The organism is Arthrobacter sp. B0490 (assembly GCF_002929355.1).
Taxonomy (GTDB): domain Bacteria; phylum Actinomycetota; class Actinomycetes; order Actinomycetales; family Micrococcaceae; genus Arthrobacter_D.
Genome location: NZ_PJIR01000019.1, coordinates 1 through 15,878, shown reverse-complemented (window position 1 = coordinate 15,878; position 15,878 = coordinate 1). Strand labels below are relative to the sequence as shown.

The following is a 15,878-nucleotide window of genomic DNA, read 5'->3' as shown; positions in this document are numbered from 1 at the left end:
CCTTGCTGAAGACCGAGTGTCAACAGTCCTGCCGGCTCCTGCTCCTGCCGGACCCGGGCGTCGAGGTAGGCGAGGTAGTCGTGGAGAGTCGGCCAGTGAGCATCAAGGACGTCGCGGACCGGGCGGGAGTGGCGGTCGGCACGGTGTCCAACGTGCTGAACCACCCCGCACGTGTCTCCGCCGCCACGCGGGGGCGCGTCCAGGGAGCGATCGACGAGCTCGGCTTCGTCCGGAACGACGCCGCACGGCAGCTGCGCGCGGGCCAGAGCCGCACGATCGGCCTGATTGTGCTCGACGTCGGCAACCCGTTCTTCTCCTCGCTCGCCCGCGCCGCCGAGGACTGTGCGGCGGAGAACGGCAGCACCGTGGTCCTCGGTGACAGCGGCCAGGATGCCGGCCGCGAGACCCGGTACATCGACGTCTTCGAGCAGCAGCGCGTCCAGGGCATGCTCATCTCGCCCGTCGGTGACGTCGGGCCCCGCGTCGAGGCCCTCCGCGCGCGCGGCATGCCGGTGGTGCTGGTGGACCGGGTCGATGCGCAGCGGCGCTGCAGCTCCGTGTCCGTCGACGACGTCGCCGGGGGCTACATGGCCGTACGGCACCTCCTCGCGGCGGGCCGGCGGCGGATCGTCTTCGTGGGGACCCGGGCCGGCTACCGGCAGGTGGCCGACCGCCTCGCAGGGGCCCGGCAGGCGGTCGGGGAGCAGGACGGCGCCGTCCTCGAGGTCGTCGAGGCCGAGGCGATGACGGTCCTCGCCGGACGCGACGTGGGTGGCGAGATCGCGCAGCGCCGCAGGGAGGAGCTGCCCGGCGGCATCTTCTGCGCGAACGACCTCCTGGCGATCGGCGTCATGCAGGCGGTGCTGCTGATCCGCGGACTGCGCATCCCCGAGGACATCGCGCTCATCGGCTACGACGACATCGACTTCTCCGCCTCGGCGGTGGTCCCGCTGTCGAGCGTCAGGAAGCCGACCACGCTCATGGGGCGCACCGCCGTCGAGCTCCTCCTCGAGGAGATCGAGGAGCCCGCATCACGGCGCCGCCAGGTCATCTTCGACCCCGAGCTCGTGGAACGCGGCAGCACGCAGGCACCGGTCCGCGCGGTCGGCTGACCGCCTCCGATGCCCGGACGCCCGACGTAACAGGTCGATCTCGGGCTGTTGACGGTGATGTGGGTCACGCCTACTATTCGAGGTGAACCGTTGCTCTGAAACGATTCATTTCTGATGAGGAGTCGCATTGACGCACTTTTCCGGTCCTGGCAGCGAGGCCGGCGACCCGACGGGCCCGGAGCGTACGTCCGTGCTGACCCTCCGCGGGGCGCTGAAGACGTTCGGCCCGGTCGTCGCACTCGCCGACGGCACGATCGACCTCGCGGCCGGCGAGATCCACGCGCTCGTGGGAGAGAACGGGGCGGGCAAGTCGACCCTCGTGAAGATCCTCGCCGGGGTGCACCAGCCCGACGCCGGGGAATTCCTCGTCGCGGGGCAGGCCGTCAGCTTCCGCAACGTCGCCGACAGCAAGGCCGCGGGCATCTCCGTCATCTACCAGGAACCCACGCTCTTCCCCGACCTCACGGTGGCCGAGAACATCTTCATCGGACGCCAGCCGAAGAGCCGGTTCGGCCTGATCAGCCGCGTCGAGATGCGTCGGCGCGCCAAGGAGCTCTTCGACCAGCTCGGCGTCCCGATCGACCCGGACCGCGTGGCGGAGGGGCTCTCCATCGCGGACCAGCAGATCATCGAGATCGCCAAGGCCATCTCGCTCGATGCGCGCGTGCTCGTCATGGACGAGCCGACGGCGGCGCTCAGCGGCGTGGAGGTGGACCGCCTGTTCGCCGTCGCCCGCCGCCTGCGGGACGCCGGCAGCGGCATCCTCTTCATCTCCCACCGCTTCGACGAGGTCTTCGGGCTGTGCGACCGCATCACCGTCATGCGCGACGGCACCTACATCGCCACCCACGAGACGGGCTCGACGTCGGTCGAGGCGATCGTCCGGGAGATGGTGGGCCGCGACATCGACGCCCTGTTCCCCAAGAGCGAGACGGAGGCGGGCGACGTCGTCCTGCGGGTTCGCGGGCTGACCCGCCCCGGCGTCTTCCACGACATCGACTTCGAGGTCCGGGCGGGCGAGATCGTGGCACTCTCCGGGCTCGTGGGCGCCGGGCGCACCGAGGTCGCCCGGGCGGTCTTCGGGATCGACCGCTACGAGCAGGGCACCGTCGAGATGGCCGGACGGCCGCTGCGGCGCAAGGACCCCCGGGCCGCGATCGACGCCGGCATCGGCTTCGTGCCCGAGGACCGGCGCAAGCAGGGGCTCGTCATGGACCTGTCGGTCGAACGCAACGCGGCCCTCACCCTCCGGCACTCGCTCGCGCGGTTCGGCATCATCAGCGCCCGCGCCGAGCGCGAGGCCGCCGAGACCTGGGGGAAGCGCCTGCAGGTGAAGGCCGGTTCACCCGAACACGCGGTCTCCACGCTGTCCGGCGGCAACCAGCAGAAGGTGGTCCTCGCGAAGTGGCTCGCCACGGACCCCAAGCTCCTCATCGTCGACGAGCCCACCCGCGGCATCGACGTCGGCACCAAGGCCGAGGTGCACCGCCTCATCTCGGAACTCGCCGGGCGCGGCATCGCGATCCTCATGATCTCCTCCGAACTCCCCGAGGTGCTCGGCATGGCCGACCGCGTGCTGGTCATGCGGGAGGGCCGCATCACAGCACGCCTGGACCGCGCCGAGGCCACCGCCGAAACCGTCATGCACGCCGCCACCGCATCCCTGGAGTCCTCGCGATGAGCCTCGACAGCAAGAGTGCGGTCCCCGCGCACCCCACCCCGGAGCACTCCCGCCCGTCGGCGTTCGCCTCCTTCCTCAGGCTCCGCGAACTCCCGGTGATCCTCGCCCTCGTGGTGCTCGTCGCCGTGACCGCGGCCCTCAACCCGCTGTTCCTCGGCGAACAGGGCATCAAGGACCTGCTGCTGAACGCGACCATCCTGATGATCCTCGCCGTCGGCCAGACACTCGTGATCATCACCCGGAACATCGACCTGTCCGTCGGCTCCATCCTCGGCCTCGTGGCCTTCGGCACCGGCAGCATCTTCGTGGCTGCACCGAACCTCCCGATCATCGCGGTGTTCGTGGTCGGCATGCTCTTCGGGGCGGTGCTCGGCGCCCTGAACGGCCTGCTCATCACCATCGCGAAGGTCCCCGCCCTCGTCATCACGCTCGGCACGCTCTACATCTTCCGCGGCATCAACAACGCCTGGGCGGGCGGCACCCAGTACTTCGCCGGTGACCGCCCCGAGGCGTTCGGCAACCTCTCGGTGGACACGATCCTCGGATTCCCCGTGATCACCCTGATCGCCGTCGTCGTCGTCGCGATCGTCGCCGTGTACATGCTGGGCACGAGGCCGGGCCGCGACCTCTACGCCATCGGCTCCGATCCCGACGCCGCCCGCCTCTTCGGCATCCCCGTCACCCGCCGGGTGCTCCTCGCCTTCGTGGTGAACGGCCTGCTGGCCGGCCTCGCCGGCGTGCTCTACGCCAGCCGGTTCAACTCGGTGGGCGCGACGACGGGCTCCGGACTCGAGCTCGACGTCGTCGCGGCAGCCGTGGTGGGCGGCGTCGCGATCTTCGGCGGCAGCGGCACCGTGGTCGGCGCCGCCATCGGAGCGCTCCTCCTGACCACCATCACCAGCGCCCTGACGGCCCTGCGCGTGGACAAGTTCTGGCAGCAGGCGATCGTGGGCATCCTGATCCTCGCCGCCGTCGTCATCGACCGCATCGCCAGCGTGCGGTCGGCCCGCAAGCTCCGGATCGCGGAGGCCCGCAATGTCTGACCGCCTCGACGCCCAGCCCGGGCCCGGCACCGGTTCCGGCACCCCGGACCGGCCCGGACGGGACCAGCCGGAGACCGGCTCCACAGCGAAAGGCACGCACATGGCCGCCCCAGGCACCAGGACCTCCGAGGAGAAGGGCGCACGCCGCCCCGCCGCCGGGAAGGCCGATACCACCAGGGTGCTCGCCGTCCCCAAGGGGCGCACCGGCGCCGCGCGGATCCTGCTCGGACGCGACGCCATCATGATCTACGTGCTCGTCGTCGTCGTGCTGTACGCGAGCCTCGTGATCCCGCGCTTCGCCTCACCCGTCACGGTCGGCTTCCTGCTCCTGGACGTGATCCCCACGCTGCTCATCGCCCTGCCGATGACGCTCGTGATCATCTCCGGGGAGATCGACCTCTCGGTGGCGAGCATCGCAGGGCTCACCAGCGCGCTCATGGGCGTCCTCTGGCAGGGCGGCATGCCGATCGCGCTCGTCCTGGTGGTCTGCGTGCTCGCGGGCCTCGTGGCCGGTGCGTTCAACGGCATGCTCATCGCCTATCTCGGCCTGCCGTCCCTCGCCGTCACCATCGGCACGCTCGCCCTGTTCCGAGGGCTCGCCCTCGTGGTGATCGGTGACAACGCGGTGGCGAACTTCCCTCCGGGGCTCACCTCGTTCTTCACCTCGAAGATCGGCGGCACGGGCATCCCCACCGTGATGGTCGGCGTCGTGGTCCTGATCATCGCGTTCGCCGTCGTCCTGCACTTCACGCCGTTCGGCCGCGGGCTCTTCGCCCTCGGGTACAGCAAGGAGGCCGCGACGTTCGTGGGCATCGACGTCGCCCGCTCCAAGTTCCTCCTCTACCTGGCCACCGGGACCGTGTCGGCACTCGCCGGCATCTACTGGACGCTCCGCTACTCGAGCGCCCGCAGCGACAACGCGAGCGGGCTCGAACTCGCGGTCATCGCCGCCGTGCTGCTGGGTGGCGTCTCGATCTTCGGCGGCAAGGGTTCCATCCCGGGCGTGCTCGCGGGTGTGCTGCTGATCGGCACGATCAACTACGCCCTCAAGCTGGACCGCGTGTCCGAGGTGGTCCTCATCATCGTGACGGGCTCCCTGCTCATCCTCTCCGTGGTGGCGCCGAACATCGCCGCCGCCGTCCAGCGGGCACGCCATGCCAGGCAGGTCCGCTCAGCACCACTTCCCTAGGCCGTCCCCCTGGGGTTGCACCCGGCGTCTGGACTCCAGCGCCCTTCGAAAGGAAAAAACGATGAGGTTCATTCATTCCGGATCCACCCGGCGCCGGGCGGCGTTCGCGGCTCTCGCGACGAGCGCCGCACTGGTCCTCAGCGCCTGCGGTGGCGGTGCGGCCACCGAGGGCGGCGGCGAGGGCGGCAGCGGGTCGGACGGCGATCAGACGATCACGTTCATCCCCAAGCAGCTCAACAACCCCTACACCGACGTGGTGCTGGGCGGCGGCGAGGACGGCGCGACGGAGGCCGGCTTCGCCTCCTCCGAGGTGGTCGGCCCGCTGGATGCCAGCGCGTCCAGCCAGGTGTCCTTCATCAACGCGGAGACTCAGCGCGGCACCAACGTGATCGTCATCGCCGCCAACGACCCGGACGCCGTCGGGCCGGCCCTCGAGGAGGCCCGCACCGCGGGCGCCAAGATCGTCGCGTTCGACTCCGACACCAACCCCGACTACCGTGACCTCTTCGTCAGCCAGGTCAACGCCAAGGACGTGGCCCTGATCCAGCTCGAGCTCATCTCGGAGCAGATCGGCGGCGAGGGCGAGGTCGCGATCCTCTCGGCCACCGCCAACGCCACCAACCAGAACGAGTGGATCAAGTTCATGGAGGAGGAGCTCGCCGCCAACCCCGAGTACGCCAAGATCAAGCTCGTGGCGAAGGTCTACGGTGACGACGACGACACCAAGTCCTTCCAGGAGGCCCAGGGCCTGCTGCAGGCCTACCCGAACCTGAAGGGCATCATCTCGCCCACGACGGTCGGCATCGCCGCGACGGCCCGCTACCTCTCCACGTCGGAGTACAAGGGCAAGGTGGCGCTGACGGGGCTCGGACTGCCGAACGAGATGCGGCCGTTCGTGAAGGACGGCACCGTCACCGAGTTCGCGCTCTGGGACCCGGCGCAGCTCGGCTACGTGGCCGCCTTCGCGGGCAAGGCGCTGGCCGACGGCGACATCACCGGTGAGGTCGGCGACACCTTCGAGGCCGGCGAGCTCGGCGAGCGCGAGATCGCCGAGGGCGGAATCGTCCTGGTCGGTCCGCCCACGCAGTTCAACGCGGAGAACATCGACGACTACGACTTCTAGTCGCCGGGGCGGGGCGCCCTTCGGGGTGCCCCGCCTTCGTCCGCCCAGCCCGTCCCCGTCGCACCGATCGTCCCAGGAGCACCCATGACCGCCGACCCTCCGGTCCCGTCCGCCGCGCCGCTCGCGCTGTCCGGCCTGCTCGAACCGATCCGTCGCCGTCGCACGCGCCTCGGACTCGTCGCGGGAGGCCTCGGCGCGTACTGGCCGCAGTTCCCCGACCTCCTGCCGCAGCTGCAGGAATCGGCGCGGTACGTCACCGCCCGCTTCGAGGCGCTCGACGCCGACGTGACCGACGTCGGATTCGTGTCCGACGCGCGGGAGGCGGCGCTGGCCGCGGAGGAGCTCCGGCGGGCGGACTGCGACCTGATCGTCATCTTCCTCACCACCTACCTGACGTCGTCGATGGTCCTGCCGATCGCGCAGCGCTCGCGGACGCCGGTCCTCGTGATCGACCTGCAGCCCACCGAGGCCATGGACCACGCGAACTTCGACACCGGCAAGTGGCTCGCCTACTGCGGCCAGTGCCCCGTGCCGGAGGTCGCGAACGTCTTCAAGCGCGCGGGCATCCCGTTCCGGTCGGTGTCGGGGCATCTCACGCAGGAGTCCGCGTGGGAGCGCATCACCCGGTGGGTCCATGCGGCAGGGGTGCGCGGCAGGTTGCGGCACGCCCGCCACGGCCTGATGGGGCACGTGTACCCGGGCATGCTCGATGTCTCGACCGACCTCACCACCGTCTCGACGACGTTCGGCTCGCACGTGGAGGTGGTCGAGTTCGACGACCTCCGCGAGTTCGTGGGTGAGGTGACGGACGAGCAGGTCCGCGAGCGCGTGGCGCTGGCCCGCAGCCTCTTCACCGTGGACGGTTCCGTGAACGACGACGACTTCGCGTGGGGCGCGAGGGTGTCGGTGGGGCTCGACCGGCTCGTCGGCGAGTTCGACCTCGATTCCCTCGCCTACTACCACCGCGGACTGGCGGGGGAGCAGCACGAACGCCTGGGTGCGGGCATGATCCTCGGCGCCTCGATCCTCACCGCGCGTGGCGTCCCCATGGCGGGCGAGTACGAACTGCGGACCTCGATCGCGATGCTCGCGGCCCAGGCCATGGGCGCCGGCGGGTCCTTCACCGAGATCCAGGCGCTCAACTTCTTCGACGACGTGGTGGAGATGGGCCACGACGGCCCCGCCCACCTCGCGGTGAGCGCCGCGGACCCGCTGCTGCGCGGACTCGGGGTGTACCACGGCAAGCGGGGGTGGGGCGTCTCGGTCGAGTTCGACGTACGCCACGGGCCCGTCACCACGTTCGGCATCGGCCAGGACCCGGACGGCTCCTACGTCTTCATCACCTCCGAAGGAACCGTGGTGCCCGGACCGCTGCTCGCGATCGGCAATACGACGTCGCGCGTGGACTTCGGGGGAGACCCCGGGCTGTGGGTGGACGAGTGGAGCCAGACGGGCATCGGACACCACTGGGCCCTCTGCGTGGGCCACCGCGCCGCCGACGTGAAGGCTGCCGCGTCCCTCCTCGGCGTCGAGCACCGCCATGTGGCGCTCTAGCGCCCCTCCTGCTGCCACCGATCGCCCAGACGCCTATCACCCACGACGAACGGAGACCCATGGAACGCGTGTGCTTCCAGCTGCAGGTCCGGTCCGAACTGATCCCCGAATACCGCGAGCGCCATGCTGCCATCTGGCCGGACATGGCACGCGCACTCAAGGACACCGGCTGGCACAACTACTCGCTCTTCCTGCGCCCGGACGGCCTGTTGATCGGGTACGTGGAGTGCGAGGACTTCACCGCTTCCCAGGCCGCGATGGCAGGCACGGAGGTCAATGCCCGATGGCAGGCGGAGATGGCGCCGTTCTTCGTGGCGCTCGAGGGCCGGCCGGACGAGGGCTTCCTCCGCCTCGACGAGGTCTTCCACCTCGAGGACCAGCTGCAGGGCTCGTAGGCACCGGAGGTACTCGGCCGGCGGTGTCGGGCAGGGTGCAGTGCCCTGCAGTGCGGCGGCCAGCAGTGCGGCGTTCAGCCGCGCCGGGCGTCACCCGCCGGCAGGCCACGCGCCACGCGCAGCAGGGTGACGGCGAGCGTGCCCGCGACGGGTGTCCAGAGCGTCCGCTCGAGGCGCGACCGCGAGGCGAGGTTCATGGCGGTGCCGAGCATCATGAGGGCGGAGGCCCCCGAGAGGATCCGGCGCCTCGTCGCGGCACGTGGACCCCTGCCGACCGTGACGAGGACGAGTGCTCCGTAGATCACGGAGGCCACCGCACTCGACGCACGGTACCGCGCCGGCAAGGCACCCCGGTGCATGCCTCCGTAGGCAGCGCGCCCCCACGGCACGCCGGCGGCGAGAGCGGCCTGGAAGGCGGAGACGACGGCGAGGAGGAGGGCGGCGAGGGTCGCCGGGCGCTGCTGTGCGGCCGGGCGGACGGGGCTTCGGGTCATGCCTCGGATCGTAGCGAGGAATGCCGTGCGACAGGAGGGCCGGGGCGAAGCAGCACGAGTGTGACGGACCGCCCCTGCGCGGCCGAATGTGAGCATTTGCGCTGCAATCCATCAAGTTCCCGCTGGTGGACAGCATGGGCCGTGTCCGGTAGGGACGCCGGGACGCTGTCATCCCGGAACCCGTTCCGTCCGCAAAGCCCCTGATCAGAGGGCGCTCGGGGGCGTCAGGACAGCCGATGGAGGCGCGTGACCGCCGGCACGCCGCGCACGTCGCCGGGGTCGGGCCCGGGAGAGGGAGGAAAGTCGTGTCGGTGGCAGGCGCTAGCGTAGGAACCGGACCGGCATTCGTCCGGCGGACTCAACCACTCTGTGGTTTCTTGGAAGTGGCACCATGATCAGCCAGAACGTACAGCAGTGGGTGGCTGTTCAGACCTTCCGGACCGCAGAATTCGAGACGGCTTCGGTGTGGTTCACGTATGTGAGCTTCGGAGGGAAGCGAGACGTCCTCGACGTCACCGCCTATCTGCAGGGGGTAGGCCGATTGCCCACCGCCGACCGCGACCTCGTCGCGCACGCGCTCAACGAGATGATCGACGACTGCGGGCTCCCCATGGACGGCGCCCATTACAGCTCCATGGACGTCGCCGACATGTCGGGCTACGGGGACAATCTCCGCAGGCTCATCCTGGACCCCGACAGGTACAGGTTCGACCGCCCCGCGGCCACCGCTCCCCACGGGATCTCCTGCAACGGCCGAGGCGTCGATGACACGGCGGAGCGCGAGGCGGAAGCCGAGGACCGGCGGTGCCGGGCCCTGTACGCGACAGGTCTGCTGGACACGGGAGCCGAAGCCCGCTTCGACCGCATCACACAGCGGGCACGTCAGCATTTCGGGGTGAAGTCCGCCTCGATCGCCCTCATCGCCGAGGATCGGCAGTTCATCAAGTCCGTCGTCGGGCCCATCGGGAAGGACCTCCCCCGCGAGACCGCCCTCTGCGCGCGGACCATCGAGGCCTCCCGCACGCTGATCATCACGGACGCCAGCACGGATCCCGAGTACCGGAACCATCCGCTCGTCGTCGACGGGCCGCACGTCCGGTTCTACGCCGGCCACCCCATCGAGACGGTCGACGGGTGGCGGATCGGTACGCTGTGCCTCATCGACGACCGGCCGCGCGCCTTCAACGAGGACGAGGCGAGGGACCTCCGGCGCATGGTGCTGGATGTCCAGATCGAGATCTGGCTCGGCAGCACGAAGTGAAGACCCGACCGGCGCCCTGAGCCCACCGGTCCGGTCCGACGCCACCGGGCGCTGAGCCCCGGCTTCTCCGCCCCATGCTCCTTGACGACCGGGTCGACGTCTTCGCTACCCTCTCTTGCTATGTACCGGTAGCCAGTGCTACTTTGTACCGGTATTAAGCGTCACTGAGTAGTTGGAGAGGGCCCATGGGCAAGCAAGCGACGGAGATGCTGAAGGGCACCCTCGAGGGGATCGTCCTCGCCCTCCTGTCCGGCAGGGCGGCATACGGGTACGAGATCACGGCGTGGTTGAGGGACCAGGGCTTCACGGACATCGCGGAGGGCACCATCTACGCGCTCCTGATCCGGAGCGAGCAACGCGGCCTCGTCGACGTCGAGAAGGTCCCGTCGGAGAAGGGCCCGCCCCGCAAGGTCTACTCACTCAACGCACAGGGGCAGGACTACCTCAACGAGTTCTGGAGGACATGGAGCTTCCTCTCCGAACGGCTCGAACAGCTCCGCGAAGGAGGACGGTGACCATGTGGATCGAGAAGATCGTCGGGGACCTCGGCGAGAAGAAGCGCTATAAGGAGTACAGGGAGCGCGTCCGGCAGTTGCCCGACGGCTACCGCCAGGCGGCCGGCGCTCTCGAGCGCTACCTCCTCAACCTCGGGCCGAGCAATGACGGCAGCAGCCTCATCGCGATGCTCACCGACCTCGCCGACCTGCTCGAGCAGAGCGTCGCCACGGGCACCCCGCTCCGCGACGTCGTCGGATCGGACCCCGTCGAGTTCGCCGAGGAGTTCATGCAGAACTACGGCGGCGGGAGCTGGATCCGGAAGGAGCGGGACCGGCTCGCCCAGGCGATCGACCGCGCCGAGGCGGAGGAACGGCCATGACCACGCACGCCCCCGCCATCCGGGTGGCGGCGCTCGCGAAGTCGTACAAGGGGCTGCAGGTCCTCCGTGGCGTCGACTTCGACGTGGCCCGCGGCAGCATCTTCGCGCTGCTCGGCTCGAACGGTGCAGGCAAGACGACGATCGTGAGGATCCTCTCCACGCTGCTCGCCGCGGACGCAGGGACCGCGGCCGTCAACGGTTTCGACGTGTCCACGCAGGCACCGGAGGTGCGCGAATCCATCAGCCTCACCGGACAGTTCGCCGCCGTCGACGAGGTGCTCAGCGGACGCGAGAACCTCGCGCTCGTGGCGAGGCTCCGGCATCTGAAGGATCCGGGCGGGATCGCCGACGACCTCCTGCGGCGTTTCGCGCTGACCGATGCCGGGGCCCGCAAGGCCGCGACCTACTCCGGCGGGATGCGGCGTCGCCTGGACATCGCCATGAGTCTCATCGGCCACCCGCCCGTGATCTTCCTCGACGAACCGACCACCGGCCTGGACCCCGAGGCGAGGCTCGAGGTGTGGCGGGCCATCCGGCAACTCGCGGCACAGGGCACCACGGTACTGCTGACCACCCAGTACCTGGACGAGGCCGAGCAGCTCGCGGACCGCATCGCCGTCCTCCACGACGGCCGGATCATCGCCGACGGCACGCTCGCCGACCTCAGGAAGCTCCTCCCTCCCGCCCGCATCGAGTACGTCGAGAAGCAACCGACGCTCGAGGACGTGTTCCTCGCGATCATCGGCGGCGGGTCCGCGGGAGCCGCAGCAGATCGATCGACCCGGAAGGAATCCTGATGAGCACGACCACGCACTTCGTCGGCGACACGGCCGCGCTGACCGGCCGGTCGCTGCGCCACATCAGCCGCAGCATGGACACCATCGTGACGACGGCGATCATGCCCGTCGCCATCATGCTCCTGTTCGTCTACGTGCTGGGAGGGGCGATCGACACCGGGTCCACCCCCTACGTGAACTACCTGCTGCCCGGCGTCCTGCTCATCACCATCGCCTCGGGCGTCGCATACACCGCCTACCGGCTGTTCCTCGACCTGCAGAGCGGCATCCTCGAGCGTTTCCAGTCCATGCCCATCGCCCGTTCGAGCATGCTGTGGGCGCACGTGCTGACCTCACTCGCCGCCAATCTCGTCTCACTGGTCATCGTCGTCGGCGTGGCCCTCCTCATGGGCTTCCGATCGTCGGCCGGCGTCGGCGCCTGGCTCGGGGTCGCGGGCATGCTGGTGCTCTTCACGCTGGCCCTCACGTGGATGGCTGTGATCGCAGGCCTGTCGGCGAAGACCGTCGACGGCGCGAGCGCGTTCTCCTATCCGCTGATCTTCCTCCCGTTCGTCAGCTCTGCCTTCGCTCCGACGGAGTCCATGCCGGGGCCGGTGCGCTGGTTCGCCGAGAACCAGCCCGTCACGTCGATCGTCGACACCATCCGGAACCTGTTCGCACAGCAGCCGGTGAGCAGCGACCTGTGGACCGCCCTGGCCTGGACGCTCGGACTCCTGGTCGTGGCCTACGCCGTCGCCACAACCACCTACCGCCGCAGGACCGCCTGACGCGGAACAGGCAGTGCGCACGGCTTCGATCCCCTTGTTCGGTGCCCTCGAGTGGGAATGTCCGAACCTTCCCACTCGATCGGCGTCGGGAGTGGGATCACGGCCCGGACAGCCGCTCTGCCCTCAGCAGAGCAGCCCCCACGCGGTCCCGCACGGGACTACAGTCGGGCTGCATGGGCGAGATTCTGTATTTTCCGTCACCAGCAGCCGGCGCACGACGGCGGGAGGTCCCGCCGCGCGGGGAGCGCCGGGCCGGAAGTCCCCCACGGAGCCCGGACGAGGACGGCCGGGGGCGCGAACCGCTGCTCCGCGAGGCCTACGGCGACGTGCTGCGGGACCTCCGCCTCGACCGCGGCGAACGGCTGACCGACGTCGCGGGCAGGGCGGCCATCTCGCCGCAGTACCTCTCGGAGATCGAACGGGGCCGCAAGGACGCCTCGTCGGAGATCCTCGCGGCCATCGCCCGGTCGCTCGGCGTGACGGTGAGGACGCTGAGCTCCCACGCCACGGTCCGCATGGCGCGGGCCGGCTCGTCCCGGGTCGACCTCGCTGCCTGAGCGTCCCTACCCGGGCAGATCCGTCTTCCGGTATTCGACCACATGGTCGACCACCCCGTAGCGCACGGCCCGGCCGGCGTCGAGGACGAGGTTCCGGTCGGTGTCCCGCCGGATGCCCTCCACCGTCCGGCCCGTGTGCCGGGCGAGGAGCTCGTCGAGGAGCGCCTTGATGCGCTCCACCTCGTCGGCCTCGAGGATGAGGTCCGGGATGGTCCCTCTGCCCGTGTCGATGGTCGGCTGATGCAGCACCACGCGTCCCCGCGGGAGGATGGAGCGGGCACCGCGCTCGCCCCCGGCGAGGAGCACCGCCGCCGTGAAGGTCGCTTGCCCGATGCACGTGGTGCGGACCGGGGGAGTGACGTACTGCATCGCGTCGTACACGGCGAGCATGGCGCTGATGGAACCGCCCGGTGAGTTGATGTACAGGTCGATCGGCAGCGACGCGCTCGCGGACTCCAGATGCAGCAGCTGCGCGATCAGCGCATTGGCCACCCCGTCGTCCAGGGGAGTGCCGAGGTAGATGATGCGCTCGGTCAGCAGGCTGCTGTAGATGTCGAGGGTCTGCTGCGAGCCGTTGCCGTGGCGCACCGTGACGTAGGGGATGGTGTAGGAGCTCATCGCACGCCTCCCAGGCTGACCGCGGGGCGCCGGCCCGGCCGGATGTCGTCGAGGTGGTCGATGACCCGGTCCACGAACCCGTACTCCTGCGCCTCGGTCGCCGTGAACCAGCGGTCGCGCAGCGAATCGGAGGTGACACGTTCGAGCGGCTGGCCCGTGTCCGCGGCGATGAGCCCGAGCACGGTGTCCCGCGTGTGCCGGAGGTCCTCGGCCTGGATGGCGATGTCCATCGCGGTGCCGCCGATCCCGCCGGAGCCCTGGTGCAGCAGGATGCGGGCGTGGGGCAGCGCGAACCGCTTGCCCCGCGTGCCTGCGCTGAGGAGGAACTGCCCGGCGCTGAGGGCGAGGCCCAGGACGACGGTGGAGACGTCGTTGGGGATGAGGCGCAGGACGTCGCGGATGGCGAGCATCGCGGGGACGGACCCGCCGGGGGAGTTGATCCACAGGCTGATGTCGCGCTGCGGGTCCTCGGCCGAGAGCAGCATCAGCTGCGTGCACAGCCGATTGCCGCCTTCCTGGTCCAGTTCGGTGCCGAGCAGCAGGATCCGGTGGCTCATGAGCTGCTGGGTGAGGGTGTCGTCGAGGGCTGGAGGTCTGCGTTCGTCGGTCATGAGCCCACCCTCGTCCAGCCGGTGCGCCCGGACAACGGCGCGCTGCCGACGGCAGATCTGCCCCGGGCTGCGGACGGACCCCGGGCGACGGTCGGACGGGGTTCCCGGGGTCTCCCGTCGCCGGCCGGGCGGGAGTACAGTGTCGCCACGATCGAAGGAACGATCATCGGCTGGCTCGAGCCCGGGAGGCGACGATGGACCAGGTCACCGTCGACGACCGGCCGCTGTCCCTCGAAGAATTCCTCGCTGTCGTCGACGGCGCGCAGGTGCGGCTCGGTGACGCGGCGCGGGCGCGGATAGCGGCGGGCCGCGCACTGGTCGACGAAGCGCTGGCCTCGGGTGCCCCGGTCTACGGCCTCACCACCGAAGTGGGGCACGGCAAGGACCGGCGCGTACGCCGGGAGGACGTCGAACGGCAGCAGCGGATGCTCATAGCCACCCATGGCGGGGCCTTCGGTCCGCCACTCCCCCGGGAGGTCGTCCGCGCGGCGATGGTCGTGCGCCTCAACGGGATGGCGAGAGGGGGCTCCGGGGCCGGCCTCGCGGCGGCCGAGACCCTGGTCTCGATGCTCGTCGCAGGCGTGCATCCGGTCCTGCCCGGGACAGGATCCGTCGGGGCCGCGGACATCGCCCACATGGCCGGAATCGCTCAGGTGGCCGTCGGCTCCGGCACGGCGGAGTACGGCGGCGAGACCCTCCCGGGTGGGGAGGCGCTGCGCCGTGCGGGGATCCCGCCGCTCCACCCCGAAGGGAAGGACGGCCTCGCGCTGATCTCGTCCAACGGGGTCTCGGTGGGGCACGGCGCCATCGTGACCGCCGGAGCGGCCCGGATCGCCGACGCCGTCGACGAAGCCGCGGCCCTCTCCCTCGAGGCGACGGGCGGCAATCCGTCCATCGTGCTACCCGCCGTCGGCCGCGCCAAACCCTACCCCGGCCAGATCGCCGCTGCGACGCACCTCCTGGACCTGCTGGAGGGCAGCCGCCTCCTGGACGCTGCAGGACCGCGGTCCGTCCAGGACGCGCTCTCGTTCCGGGTGGTCCCGCAGGTCCACGGCGCGCTGCGCGAGTTCCTGGGCATCACGCGGCGCGCCGTGGAGATCGAACTGAACGCGGCGAGCGACAACCCCCTGGCCGACGTCGGATCCGGCACCCTGATCAGCAACGGCAACTTCCATCCGATGGTGATGGCGGTCTCCTTCGACGCGTTGCGCGTGGCCCTCGCCCACGCGGGGCAACTCAGCGAGCGGCGCATGAGCCACCTGTGGGACGCCGTCATGGCGCTTCTGGAGCGGGGCGCTCCACCGCCGTCGATGGGTCCCGCATCTCTGCCGGGCGTCCAGCTCCGGTACGCCGCGTCGGCATCCTTCACCGCCCTCCGACAACTGGCGGCCCCCGCGACCCTGGATTCGACCGTCCTCGACCGGGGTGTCGAGGACCACGCCACGGGCGCGGTCCTCGCCGTCAGGAAGACCGAGGAGGCGCTCGGACTGCTCGCGGACATCCTCGCGATCGAGGTCCTCCTGGCCGTCGACCTGCTCGACCTGTCGTCCGCCGGCCGGCTCGATCCGCCCGCCGGGCTGGGCCGCGGGGCCGCCCGGGTGGCGGGGCTGGCCCACGAGGCGGTGGCGGGGGCGGCCTCCGCTGCCGACGTGCACCGCGGGTTGCGGGAGCTGTTCCCGTCCTAGCCGGTCAGTAGCTCGCGGGTGCCTTCCCGTCGGGGACCGGGATGAAGCCGGCGGCGAGGGTTTCGGAGCCTCGGGCGAGGAGGGCGACGTCGGCCCCGACGAGGATGAAGCGGG

The 15,878-nt window shown here is 70.3% G+C and carries 17 protein-coding genes and 1 pseudogene; 14 read left to right on the top strand and 4 right to left on the bottom strand.

The window, feature by feature from the left end; translation table 11 throughout:
* Positions 1-95 precede the first annotated feature (95 nt).
* The 7 genes from CXQ97_RS17225 to CXQ97_RS17195 all read left to right on the top strand — a co-directional run bounded on the left by CXQ97_RS17225 (position 96) and on the right by CXQ97_RS17195 (position 8,097).
* Complete coding sequence (locus tag CXQ97_RS17225) at positions 96-1,112, top strand: LacI family DNA-binding transcriptional regulator (protein WP_258062716.1); 1,017 nt, start codon at positions 96-98, stop codon at positions 1,110-1,112.
* A gap of 190 nt (positions 1,113-1,302) precedes the next feature.
* Positions 1,303-2,793, top strand: coding sequence for a sugar ABC transporter ATP-binding protein (locus CXQ97_RS17220; protein ID WP_104182139.1), 1,491 nt, complete (start codon positions 1,303-1,305; stop codon positions 2,791-2,793).
* Complete coding sequence (locus CXQ97_RS17215) at positions 2,790-3,836, top strand: ABC transporter permease (protein ID WP_104182116.1); 1,047 nt, start codon at positions 2,790-2,792, stop codon at positions 3,834-3,836. Before CXQ97_RS17220 ends, CXQ97_RS17215 begins: the two co-directional genes overlap by 4 nt.
* Positions 3,829-5,025 (top strand): ABC transporter permease, encoded by a 1,197-nt coding sequence (locus CXQ97_RS17210; RefSeq protein ID WP_258062715.1) that lies wholly within the window; start codon positions 3,829-3,831, stop codon positions 5,023-5,025. The genes CXQ97_RS17215 and CXQ97_RS17210 overlap by 8 nt, the downstream gene beginning before the upstream one ends.
* A 61-nt stretch (positions 5,026-5,086) precedes the next feature.
* Positions 5,087-6,148, top strand: coding sequence for a rhamnose ABC transporter substrate-binding protein (rhaS, locus tag CXQ97_RS17205; protein WP_104182115.1), 1,062 nt, complete (start codon positions 5,087-5,089; stop codon positions 6,146-6,148).
* 84 nt (positions 6,149-6,232) lie between these two features.
* Positions 6,233-7,702 carry an L-fucose/L-arabinose isomerase family protein gene (locus CXQ97_RS17200; RefSeq protein ID WP_104182114.1) on the top strand — a complete coding sequence of 490 codons (1,470 nt, stop codon included), beginning with the start codon at positions 6,233-6,235 and terminating at the stop codon, positions 7,700-7,702.
* Positions 7,703-7,761: 59 nt separating this feature from the next.
* Positions 7,762-8,097, top strand: a complete 336-nt coding sequence (locus tag CXQ97_RS17195; RefSeq protein ID WP_104182113.1) for an L-rhamnose mutarotase — start codon at positions 7,762-7,764, stop codon at positions 8,095-8,097.
* 74 nt (positions 8,098-8,171) lie between these two features.
* Here CXQ97_RS17195 and CXQ97_RS19985 read toward each other — a convergent pair whose 3' ends face one another.
* On the bottom strand, positions 8,172-8,591 hold the full coding sequence (locus tag CXQ97_RS19985; RefSeq protein ID WP_181035131.1) for a hypothetical protein: 420 nt from the start codon (positions 8,589-8,591) through the stop codon (positions 8,172-8,174).
* A gap of 391 nt (positions 8,592-8,982) precedes the next feature.
* Between CXQ97_RS19985 and CXQ97_RS17185 the strand changes: the two genes are divergently transcribed.
* The 6 genes from CXQ97_RS17185 to CXQ97_RS17160 all read left to right on the top strand — a co-directional run bounded on the left by CXQ97_RS17185 (position 8,983) and on the right by CXQ97_RS17160 (position 12,850).
* Positions 8,983-9,852: a GAF domain-containing protein gene (locus tag CXQ97_RS17185; RefSeq protein WP_104182111.1), complete on the top strand. Its 870-nt coding sequence runs from the start codon at positions 8,983-8,985 to the stop codon at positions 9,850-9,852.
* Positions 9,853-10,037: 185 nt separating this feature from the next.
* A complete protein-coding gene (locus CXQ97_RS17180) occupies positions 10,038-10,367 on the top strand; it encodes a PadR family transcriptional regulator (RefSeq protein WP_104182110.1) in 330 nt (109 codons plus the stop codon).
* Positions 10,368-10,369: 2 nt separating this feature from the next.
* The gene (locus CXQ97_RS17175) at positions 10,370-10,729 is read left to right on the top strand and encodes a DUF1048 domain-containing protein (RefSeq protein ID WP_219815461.1); all 360 of its coding nucleotides are present in this window, start codon (positions 10,370-10,372) and stop codon (positions 10,727-10,729) included.
* Positions 10,726-11,526: an ABC transporter ATP-binding protein gene (locus CXQ97_RS17170; RefSeq protein ID WP_104182108.1), complete on the top strand. Its 801-nt coding sequence runs from the start codon at positions 10,726-10,728 to the stop codon at positions 11,524-11,526. Before CXQ97_RS17175 ends, CXQ97_RS17170 begins: the two co-directional genes overlap by 4 nt.
* A complete protein-coding gene (locus CXQ97_RS17165; RefSeq protein ID WP_104182107.1) occupies positions 11,526-12,293 on the top strand; it encodes an ABC transporter permease in 768 nt (255 codons plus the stop codon). Before CXQ97_RS17170 ends, CXQ97_RS17165 begins: the two co-directional genes overlap by 1 nt.
* 173 nt (positions 12,294-12,466) lie before the next feature.
* Entirely contained in the window at positions 12,467-12,850 is a 384-nt protein-coding gene (locus tag CXQ97_RS17160; protein WP_104182106.1) for a helix-turn-helix domain-containing protein, read from the top strand.
* A 6-nt stretch (positions 12,851-12,856) separates the two neighbouring features.
* Here the strand turns inward: CXQ97_RS17160 and CXQ97_RS17155 are convergent, their stop codons facing one another.
* A complete protein-coding gene (locus tag CXQ97_RS17155; protein ID WP_104182105.1) occupies positions 12,857-13,468 on the bottom strand; it encodes an ATP-dependent Clp protease proteolytic subunit in 612 nt (203 codons plus the stop codon).
* Complete coding sequence (locus CXQ97_RS17150; protein WP_104182104.1) at positions 13,465-14,079, bottom strand: ClpP family protease; 615 nt, start codon at positions 14,077-14,079, stop codon at positions 13,465-13,467. The genes CXQ97_RS17155 and CXQ97_RS17150 overlap by 4 nt, the downstream gene beginning before the upstream one ends.
* Before the next feature lie 194 nt (positions 14,080-14,273).
* Here CXQ97_RS17150 and CXQ97_RS17145 point away from each other — a divergent pair, with 194 nt between their 5' ends.
* Positions 14,274-15,764 carry an aromatic amino acid ammonia-lyase gene (locus CXQ97_RS17145; RefSeq protein ID WP_104182103.1) on the top strand — a complete coding sequence of 497 codons (1,491 nt, stop codon included), beginning with the start codon at positions 14,274-14,276 and terminating at the stop codon, positions 15,762-15,764.
* A gap of 4 nt (positions 15,765-15,768) precedes the next feature.
* Here the strand turns inward: CXQ97_RS17145 and CXQ97_RS20435 are convergent.
* Positions 15,769-15,878, bottom strand: a pseudogene (locus tag CXQ97_RS20435) (2-dehydro-3-deoxyglucarate aldolase); the annotation flags it as partial.